At 64.0% G+C, this 14974-nt stretch carries 10 protein-coding genes; 3 read left to right on the top strand and 7 right to left on the bottom strand.

Translation table 11 applies throughout. The annotated features are described in order from the left end of the window. Positions 1-225 precede the first annotated feature (225 nt). From NON22_RS04830 to NON22_RS04820, 3 genes are all read left to right on the top strand, one after another. Entirely contained in the window at positions 226-981 is a 756-nt protein-coding gene (locus tag NON22_RS04830; protein ID WP_257385796.1) for an alpha/beta hydrolase, read from the top strand. Between the two features lie 185 nt (positions 982-1166). Then, positions 1167-1739, top strand: a complete 573-nt coding sequence (locus tag NON22_RS04825) for a hypothetical protein (RefSeq protein ID WP_257385795.1) — start codon at positions 1167-1169, stop codon at positions 1737-1739. A gap of 829 nt (positions 1740-2568) precedes the next feature. Beyond that, the gene (locus NON22_RS04820) at positions 2569-2925 is read left to right on the top strand and encodes a CVNH domain-containing protein (RefSeq protein ID WP_257385794.1); all 357 of its coding nucleotides are present in this window, start codon (positions 2569-2571) and stop codon (positions 2923-2925) included. Positions 2926-3307: 382 nt separating this feature from the next. On the opposite strand, the gene NON22_RS04815 is transcribed toward NON22_RS04820, so the two are convergent. From NON22_RS04815 to NON22_RS04785, 7 genes are all read right to left on the bottom strand, one after another. Beyond that, entirely contained in the window at positions 3308-5557 is a 2250-nt protein-coding gene (locus NON22_RS04815) for an autotransporter outer membrane beta-barrel domain-containing protein (RefSeq protein ID WP_257385793.1), read from the bottom strand. Between the two features lie 218 nt (positions 5558-5775). After that, entirely contained in the window at positions 5776-6435 is a 660-nt protein-coding gene (locus tag NON22_RS04810) for a hypothetical protein (protein WP_257385792.1), read from the bottom strand. A 423-nt stretch (positions 6436-6858) separates the two neighbouring features. Continuing rightward, positions 6859-8898: a M13 family metallopeptidase gene (locus NON22_RS04805; protein ID WP_257385791.1), complete on the bottom strand. Its 2040-nt coding sequence runs from the start codon at positions 8896-8898 to the stop codon at positions 6859-6861. Positions 8899-9137: 239 nt separating this feature from the next. Further along, entirely contained in the window at positions 9138-9359 is a 222-nt protein-coding gene (locus NON22_RS04800) for a hypothetical protein (protein ID WP_257385790.1), read from the bottom strand. Positions 9360-9452: 93 nt separating this feature from the next. Then, the gene (locus tag NON22_RS04795) at positions 9453-9791 is read right to left on the bottom strand and encodes a hypothetical protein (RefSeq protein ID WP_257385789.1); all 339 of its coding nucleotides are present in this window, start codon (positions 9789-9791) and stop codon (positions 9453-9455) included. Further along, positions 9788-13369 carry an RHS repeat-associated core domain-containing protein gene (locus tag NON22_RS04790; RefSeq protein WP_257385788.1) on the bottom strand — a complete coding sequence of 1194 codons (3582 nt, stop codon included), beginning with the start codon at positions 13367-13369 and terminating at the stop codon, positions 9788-9790. The genes NON22_RS04795 and NON22_RS04790 overlap by 4 nt, the downstream gene beginning before the upstream one ends. Positions 13370-13817: 448 nt before the next feature. Then, the gene (locus NON22_RS04785; protein ID WP_257385787.1) at positions 13818-14096 is read right to left on the bottom strand and encodes a hypothetical protein; all 279 of its coding nucleotides are present in this window, start codon (positions 14094-14096) and stop codon (positions 13818-13820) included. Between the last annotated feature and the right edge of the window lie 878 nt (positions 14097-14974).

Genomic DNA, 14974 nt, shown 5'->3' with positions numbered 1-14974 from the left:
CCGATCGTCGAATTCCGCAAATGCGCATCATCGGGAAGTGGCGCGTCATCTGGCCTCAGCGGCACCATCGTGCCGCGGAAACAGGGATGTAGCTCGCCGTGGAGATCACCTGCCGTACGCCGATCGCTTTGTCGAAGCGATCGATGCGTCCGTGACCATTCATCCTCGGACATCGAACAGGCCCGCGTGCCCAGTTGATATCGGCGACCACAGGGAGACAGAAGCATGAACATCGTGCGCGTTGCCGCCGTGATGCTTGCGCTGGTGATCGCGGCGAATCCGCGGTTGCCGGGAGCGAAGGAAATCAGCGGGGTTCTGTCGGCGCGGCCGTCGGCGTCGGTCGTCGCCCCGGTGTCGGCAGGTCGGCATCGCCTCAAGGCCGGTACGACGTTGTACGTGCCCGCAACGATTCCGGCGGGCGGGGCAGCGCCGTTCCTGTTACTGCTCCACGGAGCCGGCGGCACCGGTGAGAACATGATTCGCCGGTTCAAAGCGCAGGCGGATCGCCGCGGCATCATCCTGCTGGCTCCCAAGGCGGCGGGGCCTACATGGGACGTCGCGTCGTCGATGGGCAATCCCCGGGCACCGCCGAGTTTCGGCGCCGACGTGCGGCGCATCGATGCGGTGCTCATGGACGCGTTCGCGCGCGTGAACGTCGATCCGGAGCGCGCGGCCGTCGCCGGATTCTCCGACGGAGCCAGCACCGCGCTGTCGATCGGCGCACGCAATGCGGCGCTGTTTCGGAGCACCCTGGCGTTCTCCGCCGGCGGCATGGTTCCGCATCGGGCCGGGTCGCCGGGACGCGTGTTCTTCTCCCATGGCACGAAAGACCCGATCCTGCCCCTGGCGGCGATGCGCGAGTCGCTGGCGCCGTCGCTGGCCGCAGCAGGCTTTCAGGTGACGTTCGTGACCTTCGACGGCGGGCACGAACTGCCGGAACCGGTGCTCGAGCAGGCCATTGTGTGGTGGCTCGGATCGTAGAGGCGCCGGATTCCACGCGATTTCCGGCTTGAGCGGTTTCAGGTTCTGCGGCCGCGCGGATGTGCTCGTTACGGTTTGCGGCGATCCCTGGCGTGCGCGGCAGGGCTCGCGGAGCTGTCGATCCCGCATGTTCCAATGTCGCCAATGTCGCGACGGTTCACAGCGGGACAGCGCGGGGAGAAACGATGAAGAGCAATCCGGAATCGCTTTCGTGGCTTGCTACGGCAACCGCGATGGGGCTGGTATCCGATCCGTATGACGACGGGTACATGCGCGACCACCGCTTCGTCACCACACTGACGGAAGAAGGAAGGCCAACGATGACAATGCTTGCAACGCTTTCGGCAAACCGCTTCCTGCTGCTCCGCCGCACGATCATCTGCGTGCTTGCCGGCCTGCTGATCGTCTATCACTGCCTTGTCCTCTACGACCTCTATCTCGGCGCCGGCAACCATGAGGGGCTATACGACAGGACAGCGGGCGGCACGCCGCGGTCCTACGAGTACATCCAGTCGGCGCTCCGTCTCACCATCATCATCGGCCTGACGTTGGTGGCCTGCGGCATCCGCCGCGCTCTATGGGTGATGTGGGCCGGCATCGGCGCACTGGTTGCAACCCACTACTGGGCGCATTTTGGCGGCATCCCCGTCGCTTTTACCGAAGGGCGTCATCTGCTCTCCTATCTGAAGGGCCTTATTTTCCCGACGCTCATCACCCTGTTGACGCTGGTGCCGTCCCGGCCAGCCGGCAGCCGTTGATGCAACGGCGGTAGCCTGCCCGGCCTGCTCTCGAGTGAGCATCACCGGCTCGGGCGAGGCGACATGCCGGCGCAGGGGATAGGACGAACCTTGGCGGATCATGCCGTGTTCCCCGGGGGGCGGGGACGAGGCGCCGACGCGGAATAGCGACCAGGCAGGGTGCCGGTTCCGCCAAACGCTGCCGATTTTCCCTGGACAACTCCCGTAAGGGGAGACGACCCGCAACCGCGAAAGCACGGGGAAGGGCCTGAAGGCCGGCAGGACGGGTCTCCGAACCGGCGGTTCTTGCGCTCCGCGCACACACCCGCCACTGGTCGGTCGACGAGCCGCACGGCAGTCGGGCAGGAAGCACCGACGTTCGGCGCTGCGCCCGAGGAATTCGGGCTGTCGGGCTCGGTTGCCTGGCTGGTCGGAATCGACGGCTTGTTCACCTGGCAGCGAGTTGCGTCGATAGTGGATATTTGTCCATTATGCGGATAACGTAACAAAGACAATGATGGCCAGGATGATGCCTGCTTCCGGACAAGGATGTCGGCGCAAGCCTGTCGTTGCGCGGATTCCGCCGGTCGAACGGCGGGCGTCCCGATCCGCAGCCCGCTCCCGCTCATCACGTCGACGTTCATTGCGCATGCCACGGCGAGTTCCCGGAGGCCGATGTGCGAGTGACTTCCCGCGAGATACCTGGGAAACGACGTCGACACGGTCATTCCTCATCGCCTGCAGTCGACGCGCCGTCTGCCGGAAGCGGAGGCGCACCCCTCCGTCGCGATCGCCATGCGGCGACCGGGACGTTCCCGCCGCTCCCGCGGCATCAGACGAAGGAGCCTTCATGAAAACCCTGTTGCTGTCCGTCCTGTTCGCCGGCCTGCTCGTCGGTCCGGCGATTGCCGAGGAAGAAGCCGGCGGCGAGATGCCGCCCCCCTTCGCCAAGGCTGCCAACGGCTGCTCGTTGCCGCCGCATACGACAACCTTCAGCTTCTGGAATTCCTGCAGCAACGTGGTGCTCGAAGGCTGCACGCTGAAGGCAGATTGCCGGGAAGCCAACGGCAAAACGCGGGCGACCACCTTCGACATGAGCAAGTTCGATCAGTGCTATTCCGATTTCTTCGCCGGCCGAAATCTCGTCAACAACAATGGCAAGCTCTGTTGCGGTTACGCCGGCACGAAAATGATTTGCGGCACCTGACGGCACTCGTCCGTCGTTCTTGTCCGCGGCGTCCCGCTTCTGCTCATCGTATCCGTGCAAGCGTCCGGCGCGAGCAGCTCGCGCCGGTACGCCTGCGACGCGTGCCATCGGCTGACGGGCGTCGACGGTTCGTGGCGGAGAAAGCCGGAGCGGATTTTCACCGCTCCGGCATTCGGAGCTACGGCCCTGATGGAAACTCGCCTCCATCAGCCCGCGCAGTTGCGCGAGAGGATGGCCAGAGTGTCGAGCAGGCCGCCGCGCGAACGCGGATCGGGGATTCCAGCTGTGCCGTCGCCACGGTCCGGCCGAGCGTCAGGGTGGCCGCGATGCATTCGCGCTGATGCGCCTCAACGCCGACCGTCGGCAGATTCTCGACAGCCGGCTAGAAATCGTAGCCGTTGGCAAACAGCACGTCGCCCCCGGAGACGGCAACGACGTTCGAGTATTCCGACGTGTTGTTGGCGTTGCAGGCCGACAGAATGATCCCGTTATTGCCGAGGAAACACTTCAGCTGTCCCTGCCAGCCGCTGCCGGAAGGCACGCTGGTCAGCGGCGTGACGTCGGTGGCGGTCATGACGATACGGCGTCCGCTGGATACGGGCGGCAAGGTGGCCGTGCAACGCGCTCCCGAACAGGCGCCGCTGCTGGCAGGCCTGCCCGTCGCGTCGGTCGTGATCAGCTGCTCGCCGAGAAAGACCATCGACGTTGCCGCGGTGGTCGAGGCGGCATTGATCGAATAGAACTCCATGCGGAAATTGGCCGGGCCATGGCTGGTGAGCGTCCAGCGCGCCAGGGTGTTCGCCCCCGAGTTGCTGGGGGCAGCGGCGCCGACGCACGGCCCGGAGAGCTCGGTGCCCGTGCAGATCTGCGGCGTGTTCTGGTCGCGGTTGGCGTAGTTGGGGGGGAATTCGCCGTGGTCGAAGTCGGCGGCATTCTGGGTGTGCTCGAGATCGATGTCCACGCCGGCCAAGGTCTTGGCATTGCCATACACCCGGTTGCGCTGGAACAGGTTGGCCCAGCCGCTGGTGTCGCCGCCGCCATTGTAAAGCTTGATGCCGTTGCGCTTGTTCGCGACGACCACGTTGCGGTCGGTTGTGTTGGGGCCGCCCACCGTCGTGGAGGCGGCCGTTTCGATGTGGATACCGTCCACGCCATTGCCCAAGGTCGTTGTGTTGGGGAACTTCGCGCTGAGGCCGACCAGGTTCTTGGTGATGCTGGTGCTGTTGGTGCTGCTGCCACGTACCGTGATGCCGTGGCGTGCATTGGCGGAGATGGTGTTGCCCGTGATGGCATTGCCCGTGGTGGTGACGATGATGCCGTCGCCCTTGTTACCGAAGGCGGCGGAGTTGATCGGTGTGCCGGTAGGAAACTCGGCCAGACCGATGGTGTTGTAGAGCACCTTCACGCCGTTGCTCGCGCCCGTGATCATGACGCCGGCATAGTCCGCCCCGACGTCCGGGAAAGCGTTGTTGTTCGCGCCCTTGTTGTCGGAAATCAGATTGGCCGGACCGATGACGGCGGCGGTGAAACTCGGGTTGAAGCTGGTGCCCGAGGTATCCGGCTTGGAATCGACGTAGATGCCGCTCAGGGCGTTGCCGACATGCACCGCCTGATTGGCGGCGCTCAGGCCGATACGGTTGCCCATGATGAAGTTCGGCAGGTATACGGCACCGGAGACGTCGTTGATGCCGTTGCCGTTGTTGCCGCTGATGACATTGCCCGGACCGATCATGTTGCCGAAGGTCGTACCGGTCAGGTTGACGCCGTGGCCGCCGTTCGCGACGGCGATGTTGCCGGTGAGGTCGGTGCCGATCATGTTGCCGCTGACGAATACCGCCGCGAGATTCTGGCTGAAGATCTCGATGCCGTCGCCGCCGTTGCCGGAGATGACGTTGCCGTTGACGAACACCGGCTGCAAGGAGGCGAGCGTCGTGGCCAGCTGACTCTGGAAGGCGTTGACCGCGGACGCATCGACCGGCTGTACCGGGAACTGCGAGTACAGATTGGACAGGAAGCCGGAACTGGTATCGGGATAGACGCGCGAGGCCGAGAGCGAGATGCCGTCGCCCGTATTGGGCATCGCGACGGCGCCGGTCGCGTTCACGCCGATGTAGTTGCCGCTGAACGTGTAGTTGTGGCCGTTGGCGCTGATGCCGTTGCCGTTGCAGTTGCCGATGTTGAGATTGAAGATCTTCGAACCGGTGGCGCCGTCGGCATGACCCAGCGCGGCGGTGCCCGAGTCGGTGAGATCGAAGCAGCTGCGACCGTTGCCGTTGATCGTCACCCGGTTGCCGTTGATCGTGAACGGCGCGCGCAGTTGCGGCAGCCCGCCATTGATCACGGTGATCGAGGTGACGCCGACGAAGTTGATGGTGTGCGAACCCGAGCGATTGTTGCCGAACATGATCGCGGCGCGCAGCGAGCAGTGCGTCGTATCGCCCTGGGCCGCGCACTTGGTGGTGGTTGCCGGATCCTGCGGAGCATCGCTGGACACGTTCACGTTGTAGATTTCGGCGTGGGCCTGCAGGCCCAGCCCACTCAGCAGGGCGCCCGCCAGCCACAGGGTGCGCAGGCGCTGCGCGCCGGAGTGAAACCGCTTGCCGCGCCAGCGCGCGGATTGCCTCGTGTTCATGGACCTACCTGTTGATTGACGTATTGACGGATGTGAGCGGCGTCTTGTCTGTCCGACGCATACCCTTGTCAACGTCCAACGGGAGGAAAGCCGAACATTCCTCGGCGGAAAAGGAACAGGGCGAGGTACGCCCGTTGACGGCTTCGTTGCCGAAAGCCTCTGAACCGTTACTGCGCCGCTCCCGCGCGCTTGCCGACGATTCTCGGAATGGCCTGCCGTCAGTCGATGGTGAAGCTCTGCAAGCCGACCGGCGTGAAACCTACGGTAATCGGCGAGCCGTCACTTTCATAACAGTAGCCGACGATGCTTGCCGGGAACCCGGCCTCGGCGCCGGTGCCGTCGCCCGAGCTGATTTGCACCCAGCCGTAGTTGATGGCGCCCGTGGCTTCGTTGAAGAAACGCAATCCGAGGTAGCGAACGCCGGCCGTGTGAAAGTTCGTCCCCCGCGTGATCGCGCGGTTGTAGAACCCTGTGGCGGGGTTTGCTCCCACGGTCGCTCCTAGTGGCAGGTTTTGCGCTACCGCCGTGTTGCCCGGCGTGCCGGTCGCCAGGATGCCCACGAGTTCCAAGGGCGGATTGGGGACGAAGAATGCCAGCGCGGCGTTCACGCTGGCGGAGGAATAGTTGAAGGGATTGAAGTCCCACCCAGGAACGTCCCGAGGCGTCGTTGCCGTGGCGCCGGTGACCAAGTCGATGTAGAGGCCGTCGATCGTGCTGGGAATCGGGGTCGGCTGCGGCGGAAAACCGCATCGCATCGTCGCCGTGGCGGGTTGGGACATCGCCAGGAGGGCTGCGTACAGCAGGGGCGCGCGGAAGCGCGTCGAGGCGGCGAGCGTGAGCGGCATGATCGGGCTCTCTCCGGTGAAGACGGCGGCCATCCTATCGCGACTCGTCACGGCCGCGCATCGACGAGTCCAGGAAACCGGGGCAGTTTCACGTACTGCGGTAAGTCCCGGCGCCAGGTCGGTGGGCCGGGCGGATGCCGGCGAATCGGCGCGTACGCACTTCCCCATCGCGCGGAAAGCATCGCGCCCCAAGGCCCGCTGTTGTTGCAGCCTGGTGCGGGTCGCTCGGAGATCGTCGTCGGAAAGGACGCCGGCAAGCCGCGAGCGACAGGCGGCGCGGCGCTCCTCGCGTGAGTTGCCGGGTCTGGCGTACCTGCGATGAGGCGACGGAGGCGAGCCCTGCGACGAGTGTCGTCGCCGCCGCCGAGATGGAACGTGTCGATCGCCGATTCGAGGTCAGGAACTTCCGGCCGGCGTCGGCCGAGGTGAACCCGACCCCGTTCTCACCGGTGGCTCCTACCAGATGCGCACCCGGTTTGCAGGCGCGAGATAGAGCTTGTCGCCGGGCTTCACGTCGAACGCGACGTACCACGCATCCATATTGCGTACGACGCCGTTGACGCGGAATTCCGCGGGGCTGTGGGGGTCGGCGGTGAGGTTGGCGCGCACTTGCGTTTCGCGAATGTTCTCGCGATAGGTCTGGGCCCAGGAAAGGAAGAAACGCTGGAGCCCCGAAAAGCCGTCCATGACGGGCGGTTCGTTGTTCCGCACGGAAATCTGATAAGCCTCCAGCGCGACGCTGAGACCGCCGTTGTCGCCGATGTTCTCGGCGAGGGTCAGGTTGCCGTTGAGGTGCGTGCCGGGCAGCGGTTCGAATTGCGAATACTGTGTCGCGAGGCTCGCGACCAGCGTCTTGAAGTGGGCGACGTCTTCGGCTTTCCACCAGGTGCGCTGGATGCCGTTTTCATCCGACTTCGATCCCTGATCGTCGAACGCGTGTCCCATCTCATGGCCGATCACGCCGCCGATGCCGCCGTAGTTGACCGCGGGGTCGGCCCCGGCATCGAAGTAGGGCGGCTGCAGGATCGCCGCGGGAAACACGATTTCGTTGAAATACGCGTTGTAGTAGGCGTTCACGGTTTGCGGCGTCATGCCCCATTCGTCGCGGTCCGTCGGCTGGTCGAGGCGTGCGATGCGGCGACGCCATTCCCACGCTTTCGCGCGCTTGCGGTTGCCGACGGGATCGCCGGAGCGAACATCCAGCGTCGAGTAGTCGCGCCACGTGTCCGGGTAGCCGATCTTGACGCGGAACCTGTCGAGCTTTCGAAACGCCGCCTGCTTCGTTTCCTCGGACATCCAGGCCGCACGCGCGATCCGCGCGCGGTAGGCGGCGCGCAGGTTCTCGACCAGCGATGCCACTTGCGCTTTGGCTTCCGGCCTGAAGTACTTGCGCACATAGAGCGCGCCGATGGCTTCGCCCAGCGCGGCATTCAGCGCCACGGTGGCGCGTTTCCAGCGCTCACGCTTCTGCGGCTGTCCCGAGAGCGTCTTGCCGTTGAAATCGAATGCGAGATCGTCGACGTTTCCCGGCAACACGTCCGCCATGGCGTTGAGATACTGGAACGTCATGTACGCGCGCCAGGTCTTCACGGGTGTCGCGCGGAACAATTTCGCCAGGCCGCCGATGGCATCGAGTTCCTTCACGACGAAGAAGTCCTGATGCGGGATTTCCGCCGCCGACAACGTTGCCAGCCACGGGAAATCCGGCGCGAACGCCACCAGCTCGGCCCGCGATTGGGGGTGATAGGTCAGATCGCGATCGGCGCGCTTCTCCGCGGACCAGTGCAGGGCCGCGATCTTCGTTTCGAGCGCGGCAACGACCTCGGCGGAACGCGACGCCCGGGGATAGCCGCCCATCGACAGCAGCGCCTCGATGTAGGCGCGATGCTTGCGGCGTATCTCGACGAATTTCCCGTCGTCCTTCAGATAGTAGTCGCGATTCGGAAGGCTGAGGCCGGACTGGACGATGTTCACCGCGTAGCGATCGGGATTTTTTGCGTCAGGCCAGGGCGAGATCGAGACGGGGCCGCCCACGTCGATGTCGCGGCGTCCCATGAGGCGGGCGACGTCCTCGTGCGAACGCGCTGCAGCGATCGCGGCCAGGTCGTCGCGGACCGGTGCGAGTCCCGCCTTCTCGATGGCATCCGTGTCGAGGTGCGAGGTGTAGTAGTCGGCGATCTTCCGTTCGATCGATCCCGCCGGATTCGACCGGCTTGCGACGGCTTCGACGATGGCGTTGACAGCCGTCTCGGCATTCGCGCGCAGGAGGGAAAACGTACTCCACGACGCGCGATCCGGCGGGATCGGCGTGTTGGTCATCCATGCCCCGCCGCTATAGCGAAAGAAGTCGTCCCCCGGCTTGATCGTTCGATCCATGCCGGCCAGATCGAATCCCCATGGACCGACGTCCGGCTTGCCCGCTTCGCCACGGGCGACGTCGAGCGACAGCAACAGGAGAGTCGCCGCGACCAGCGCGCGAGCGGCGTTCGATGTCATGGCGATCGACCTATTCCGTAGGTACCTACGGGGTGAGATGGCTGTGAACGGGAAAGGGTTTAGAGGCGTTACATCAGCCTCTTTTCCGTGCGGGGTGTAGTGACCTCGGCGAGCCACGGACTCGCGCGTCATCGCCGTTCGGGTCAGCTCACTTACTGCGATAAGTCTCGGCGCCAGGTCGGTGGGCGGTGCGGATGCCGGCGAACTGGCGCGTTCGCGCTTCCACCATCTCGCGGAAATCATCGCCGGCCCAAGGCCCGCTGTTGCTGCAGATAGGTGCGGATTGCCTGAAGATCGTCGTCGGAAAGGACTTCGGCAAGTAGCGAGCGATAGGCGCCGCGTTCCTCGCGGGAGTTGCAGAGCCCGACGTACGTGCGATAAGGCGACAGCAGAGGATCGTCGCGGCGTCCGCAGTGCGATGCGCAGCTGGACCACGGGAAGGCAGCCGGGTCGTCGCTCATTCGTGCGCGGGTTCCTTTCACGGCCTTCCGCAGTGCTTGCCCACGTGTTGGCGGCTACGGCTGGCCTGCTCATCCGCAATGGATCAGCTCCTGCTATCCGATGAACACGGTGCCGTCATGGTAGGTTTCAAAAAAAGTACTCATCTCATCGCGGAGCCTGCCAAGACGCGACTCAATATGCTCCTTCACTTCCTGCGTTAGGTCGGGGTCTTCAATGACTGATTTTCTAAGTTTTGATAGTTGATCAACAAAATTCGAGAAAATCGATGCGCTGATCTCGGTCATGCTTCCCCATCGTGTTACAAGGTCGAGGTCGAGCCGAACAGCGATGGGTCTGAAAACTTCGCCGAAAAGCGCCTCCGTGCAAACGGGGATTTCGTACGTGCTTGCGCCATCTCCGGGCTCTGGGTGAAACGAGGCGGTTACGCTCACTGCTTGACCTCCGGCTTGTACCCATACTCCACATCGAAACTGTAGTTGGGATGGCGCTGGCGCAGTTCCTCGAGGCGTCTGTCCATGATGTCCTGAAGAATTGGATGATCGCCCTCGAAACGGAACTTCATTCGACTAATGTCCTGGATGCTTTCCAAGCTTGGTGCCGTCAGTGAACCACGCTTATCGGGGTTGGCTCTCGCGTTGACCGCATTTACGAGTGCCGTAATCTTGGCAGTAGCTTTGTCGATCACTTTATTGTTGACGTATCTTGATATTTCCTTTTGCAATGCCGATTCTGATCCGTTTCCTGTCGTGCCGAAGCCTAGCGCTTCCTTGTCCTCGTAGAGAACCCCTTTTTCAATGTCTATCTCATCGAACTCGGCAATGGGTGTGCCTCGTTGGTTCGTGAGTTCAACTCCGCGGTAATGCGTTCGTCCTTCTACTCGCTGCCCCGATCGCGAAGCCGCCGGTCCAACAAAATCATTCTCTGCCAATAATTCTATCCGCCGCTCCATCTGCAGGGCGGTGGTTCCATCAGACGCTTCTGTTGCAACGAACTGGGCTCCGCGGCCAACCAGTCGCTGTATGGTCGGCCATCTCGGAACTAGAGGTGGGGTCACTGCCCCAAGAGTGACGCCGGTAGCGATGCTGCCTTCGACCGAGCCACGGGATCGCCCGGCGCTGCGTAGATCGCCTCGCTCAATAGCTCCGTAGAATGCTCCTTCGTATTGCTGAATACCTTGATTGACGGTCGATAGGGGTGACGACACAAATACCATGGCATCCGTCGCTCTGCCCCGCATTCGGCCCAGAGATCCGAAATCGACGCCGGGAATGAAGTCCGCGAGCGTGCCGGGAATGTCTGCAAGGAATTGCGTCGTATCCTTGAGTGTGCTCCACGTTCCGGATAAATGGCCTTCGCTCTTTCCGATCTGGTACTGCGAAACCGAACGGATGCCTTCTTGCGTATCCAAGTCCGCTCCGGTGATCAGGGCGTCCTGTTCGTATTGCATCCACTGGCAGAACGCATCGTCCGCCATGATGACGTTCGCGCACCGGCCGGTGCGGTCGGTGTAGGTCGCCGGATTGGCATAGGCGTAGAGATACCGATGCAGCGAGGGTGGTTCGAGGTCATTGCCGGCTTCGGGATCTTCGGTCGTGAACCGCGCCGTTGCGGGATCGTAGTAGCGCGCCTTCGCGTAGTAGAGGCCGGATTCGGTGTCCTTCACGTAGCCGGTGAAGCCTATAGGTTGGCTGTCGGTGCTGACGAGTTCTGCGGTGGCCGCGTCGCGGTCCGGCGTCGTCAGTGTGCCGTTCGTACCGAGCTGCGCGCGGATCTCGCCGAACGCGTCGTAGCTCGTTCTGGCGGTCACGAGGCCGGTCGGATCGAGCAACGCGATCGGCGAGCGCAAGGCATCGAGCAGCACGTGGCGGTGGACCGGCGTCGTGCCGGCCTGGGTCTGGCCGATCAGCTGCGTCGCGCTGTAGTGGAACTGGCGCAGGGTGTTGCCGATCGCATTGGTCTCGGCGAGCAAGCTCTGGCCGTCGTACTGGTAGTGCGTCGTCGTGACGCCGTCGGTCTTCTCGCGGCGCAGGCCGTCGGCGTGGTAGGCGAAGCGCAGCGTGGTCGGGCCGTTCGGTGAGCTCGGCAAGGTCAGCCCGACCAGGCGATCGCGGGCGTCGTAGGTATAGATACGCGGCGGCTGCCCGTCGACGGTCTGCGTCGCGAGATTGCCGTTGGCGTCCCAGGTCTGGTCGCCGTGAACGTCGGCGGTGGGATCGCGGCGGCTGGTCAGCTGGTCGCGTTCGTCGTAGGTCAGGATGGAGTCGCTGAGGACGACGCCGTTGCCGTCGACGACCCGCTCGGCGATGCGGTTGCCGACGGCGTCGAGCGTGTAGGTCGTGGTGCGGTCCGGTTCCTTTACTTCGACGAGCCGGTCGGCATCGTCGTAGACGTAGCGCGTGCGCTGCGTCGTGTCGGCCGTCGTCGCGCCGTTGAACTCGCGCTGCTCGGTCCGGTTGCCATTCGGGTCATAGACGTAGTCGTAGCGGGCCAGGGTCTGGCCGGCCTTGCTGTGGCGGATGCTCTGCAGACGGCCATCGTCGAAGAACGTCTGTTCGGTCAGCGAGCCGCTCGGGCGGTTGATCTCGGTCACGCGGCCGCTCGGGGCGTAGCCCAGGCTCGTCGAGCCCATGCCCGGGACGGTCACGCGCGTGTTCTGGTTCAGGTCGTTGTAGGTCCAGACGGTGTCGTTGCCGTCGGCATCGGTCAGGCGCGTGCGGTTGCCGACGGCGTCGTAGGCGTAGCGCACGGTGCGGCCGTCGCCGTCGGTCGCTTCGGTCAGTCGATCGAAGTCGTCATAGTCGCGCGTTTCGGTGCGCGTGCCGGCCGAACCCGTCTCGGTGGTCGTGCGGACGTTGCCGTTGCCGTCGTAGGTGTAGGCGGTCGATTGCACCTCGCCGACGGGCGCGTCGAGGTATGTCGTCCGTGTCGGGCGATTGAGCGCGTCGTAGGTGATGTCGGTGACGCGGCCGTTCGGCGCCGTGCTGCGTATTCGATTGCCGTCGCCGTCGTAGACCCAGCGCCAGCGGTCGCCGCCCGGATAGGTCTTGGCCGCTAGCCGGTTGCGTTCGTCGTAGGCGAAGGTCGTGACGTGCTCGTTCGCGTTGGTGACCTGCGTGCGGTTGTTGTTCGCATCATGGCCGAACTTTGTCGTGTGAGCGTCCGGATCGGTGACGACGGCGAGATTGCCGGCCGCGTCGTACGCGTAAGTCCACGTGGAATCCAGTCCGTTCGGTCGTTCGCGCGACAAGCGATGGCCGGCGCCGTCGTAGGCGTAACGCGTCGTCTCGCCGGCCAGCGATTCGGACTCGAGCAGGCGCCGCGGCGTGTACGTATTCGTCGTCGTGCGGCCATCGGCATCGGTGTACGTGGCGACGTCGCCGAGCGGCGTATAGGTCCAGCGCTCGACAGCCAGGCCGCTGCGGTCCTCGCTGAGTTTGCGATTGGCCTTGTCGTAAGTGAAGGTGGTGACGCGGCCCAGCGCGTCGGTCTGCCGGCGCACATTGCCGTCGGCATCGCGCTCGACGGTCTGCAGCATCAAGCCGGCGCGGGATTCGCTGACCAGGCGGTTCTCGCGATCGTACGCGTTGACCGTCGTGATGCCGCGGCGATCGATATGGGTCAGGACATTGCCTTCGCTGTCGTAGGTCCAGGTCTGGCGGCAGACCTCGGGCGTGACGCGTGTCGCCGGCGGCAGCGACAGGGATTGAGCCGGTGAAGGCGGCCTGGAAGACGGTTCCGTGGGGACTGGTGTCGCCCGCGCCGTGCCGTCGGCCGGCGCTGCCGCGTGGCTCGCGCCCGTCGTTGCCTCTGATGGAGCAACCGAAGCAGCCCTTGTGTGGCCGACCACAGCCCGGAAGGCCACGATGCCGAAGAAAGCCGCCGCTGCGAAAGCGGATAGGCCGAGCAGGGCGCGTCGGCGCCCGGATGCTGCCCGCCAGGCCGGCGACGGGCCGGACCTTGATTCGGCCGGTCTCGCTCCGAATGCTCGAGTCGTCTTGGCTTCCGGCATGGTCGAAGAATTCCATTCGTCCGAGTAGGGCATTGCTGCTGCGACATGCGCGCCAACTATAGCGACGCCGATTCAGCACTGCAGGTTTCTGGCGAAAAACGCGGCGCGCTACGCGTCGATATTTGCATCCGGTGAAAATTGAAATCCGGGATAACTGCTCGTTCGGCGATGATGGATAACTTGGCTGTCGTAAGCCAGTAGCGAACCCGTTCCAGATCTGCTTGTGGGCAGGGAAAAGTCAGCGTCATCGGTCAGTCGAGCGCCTATGCTTTCCATGGATCAACGCCTTCCTGGTCCACGTGGCCCTGGGTCAGATTTCGACTGCCGGGGGGGGGGCGGAAGTGAGTTGCCGCCGACAACAGGCTCGTCGAGCAGGGCACGCAGCAGCGAGCCGTGAAGTACCCGGCCGGCTGCCGGAGCAGCGCGCCGCCGCTCCGGCAACGAGGACCTACGACCCCGGATGGAAACGCGCCTCCATCAGCCCACGCACGTCGCGCGAGAGGATGGCCAGCGCATCGAGCAGGCCGCCGTGCGAGCGCGGGTCGGGGGATTCCAGTTGCGCCGTCGCCATCGTCTGGCTCAGTGACTGGATCGCCGCGAGGCGTTCGAGAATTTCTTCCTGCAAGGCTTCGCGCTGGGCGGGCTGGTCGAGGACGTAGGCGAACATCACCGGCTCGGCCGAGGCGACGTCGCGGCGCAGGGGATAGAACGAACCGTGGCGGGTCATGGCGTGCTCCTCGAGGAGGAAGGCACGACGCGGACAGCGCGGACAAGGCGGCCGGGCCGGATGCCGGTGCCGCAGGATGCATACCGAATTTCCATGGACAACTCCCTTTGCGTGGAGTCGCCACCCGCAACCGCGAAAAGGGTGGCGAACGGTGTGCGGGCTGGCAGGACCGACATAGGCATCGGCGAGCCTTGCGGCTCCCCGCACACCGCCCGCCAGAAAACGACAGGCTACACCGCAGGAAAATCGGGCATAAAAAAACGCCGACATTCTGTGCGGCGCTGTGTGCGCCTATGAGGTTTTCGAGCTGCCAGACCCGGTTGCCGAATTGGCGGCAACGAGCGGATTGTTCACTTGGTGGCGGGGCGCGTCAAGGGTGCGGATTTGTCCCAGAGAGGGGAAGCGCCAAGTGCCGTAAGCGCAACGCAGGAGTTTGGGGAGTGGATTGACGTCAGTCCTTCGCTGCGCGGGCCTCTCTGCCCGGAGATCGTCCCCCATCCTTCGCTTATTGTTGCTGCCATAAACCAAATGTAGGGGTATCCCGCGCAGATCGAGGGAGAAAGCGATCCATACGATGAGTTTCGTCGCTGTCGCTAAAAACGGCGCGTGTTTGATTCTGGGGTCAGAAATCTCCAGCTAGCATTTTCGTCGAGACTGAACCCGAGCGCGCTGTCTAAGGAAGGTCTGAATAAGCCCTCGTCACCCCATGCCAGAAACACGATTTGCGGAACCGGCATCGAAACCAGGCGCAAAGTTGCCAAAATCTCGCCGCGAAAGCCGCTGTTTGCGGCTTTTCGTCTTCAATAAGCCATCTGCGGACGCAACTTCCCCGTCAGAGCCAACAATCGCTTTCTCGCCATCCACAGATTCGACAGCGC

Source organism: Tahibacter caeni (assembly GCF_024609805.1).
Taxonomy (GTDB): Bacteria; Pseudomonadota; Gammaproteobacteria; order Xanthomonadales; family Rhodanobacteraceae; genus Tahibacter; species Tahibacter caeni.
Note: the sequence above shows the minus strand (reverse complement) of the source record. Positions and strands in the feature narration are given on the sequence as shown.

Coding starts and splice junctions, on each gene's coding strand:
- NON22_RS04830 (WP_257385796.1), top strand. CDS start 226: ATGAACATCGTGCGCGTTGCCGCCGTGATGCTTGCGCTGGTGATCGCG.
- NON22_RS04825 (WP_257385795.1), top strand. CDS start 1,167: ATGAAGAGCAATCCGGAATCGCTTTCGTGGCTTGCTACGGCAACCGCG.
- NON22_RS04820 (WP_257385794.1), top strand. CDS start 2,569: ATGAAAACCCTGTTGCTGTCCGTCCTGTTCGCCGGCCTGCTCGTCGGT.
- NON22_RS04815 (WP_257385793.1), bottom strand. CDS start 5,557: ATGAACACGAGGCAATCCGCGCGCTGGCGCGGCAAGCGGTTTCACTCC.
- NON22_RS04810 (WP_257385792.1), bottom strand. CDS start 6,435: ATGGCCGCCGTCTTCACCGGAGAGAGCCCGATCATGCCGCTCACGCTC.
- NON22_RS04805 (WP_257385791.1), bottom strand. CDS start 8,898: ATGACATCGAACGCCGCTCGCGCGCTGGTCGCGGCGACTCTCCTGTTG.
- NON22_RS04800 (WP_257385790.1), bottom strand. CDS start 9,359: ATGAGCGACGACCCGGCTGCCTTCCCGTGGTCCAGCTGCGCATCGCAC.
- NON22_RS04790 (WP_257385788.1), bottom strand. CDS start 13,369: ATGCCGGAAGCCAAGACGACTCGAGCATTCGGAGCGAGACCGGCCGAA.
- NON22_RS04785 (WP_257385787.1), bottom strand. CDS start 14,096: ATGACCCGCCACGGTTCGTTCTATCCCCTGCGCCGCGACGTCGCCTCG.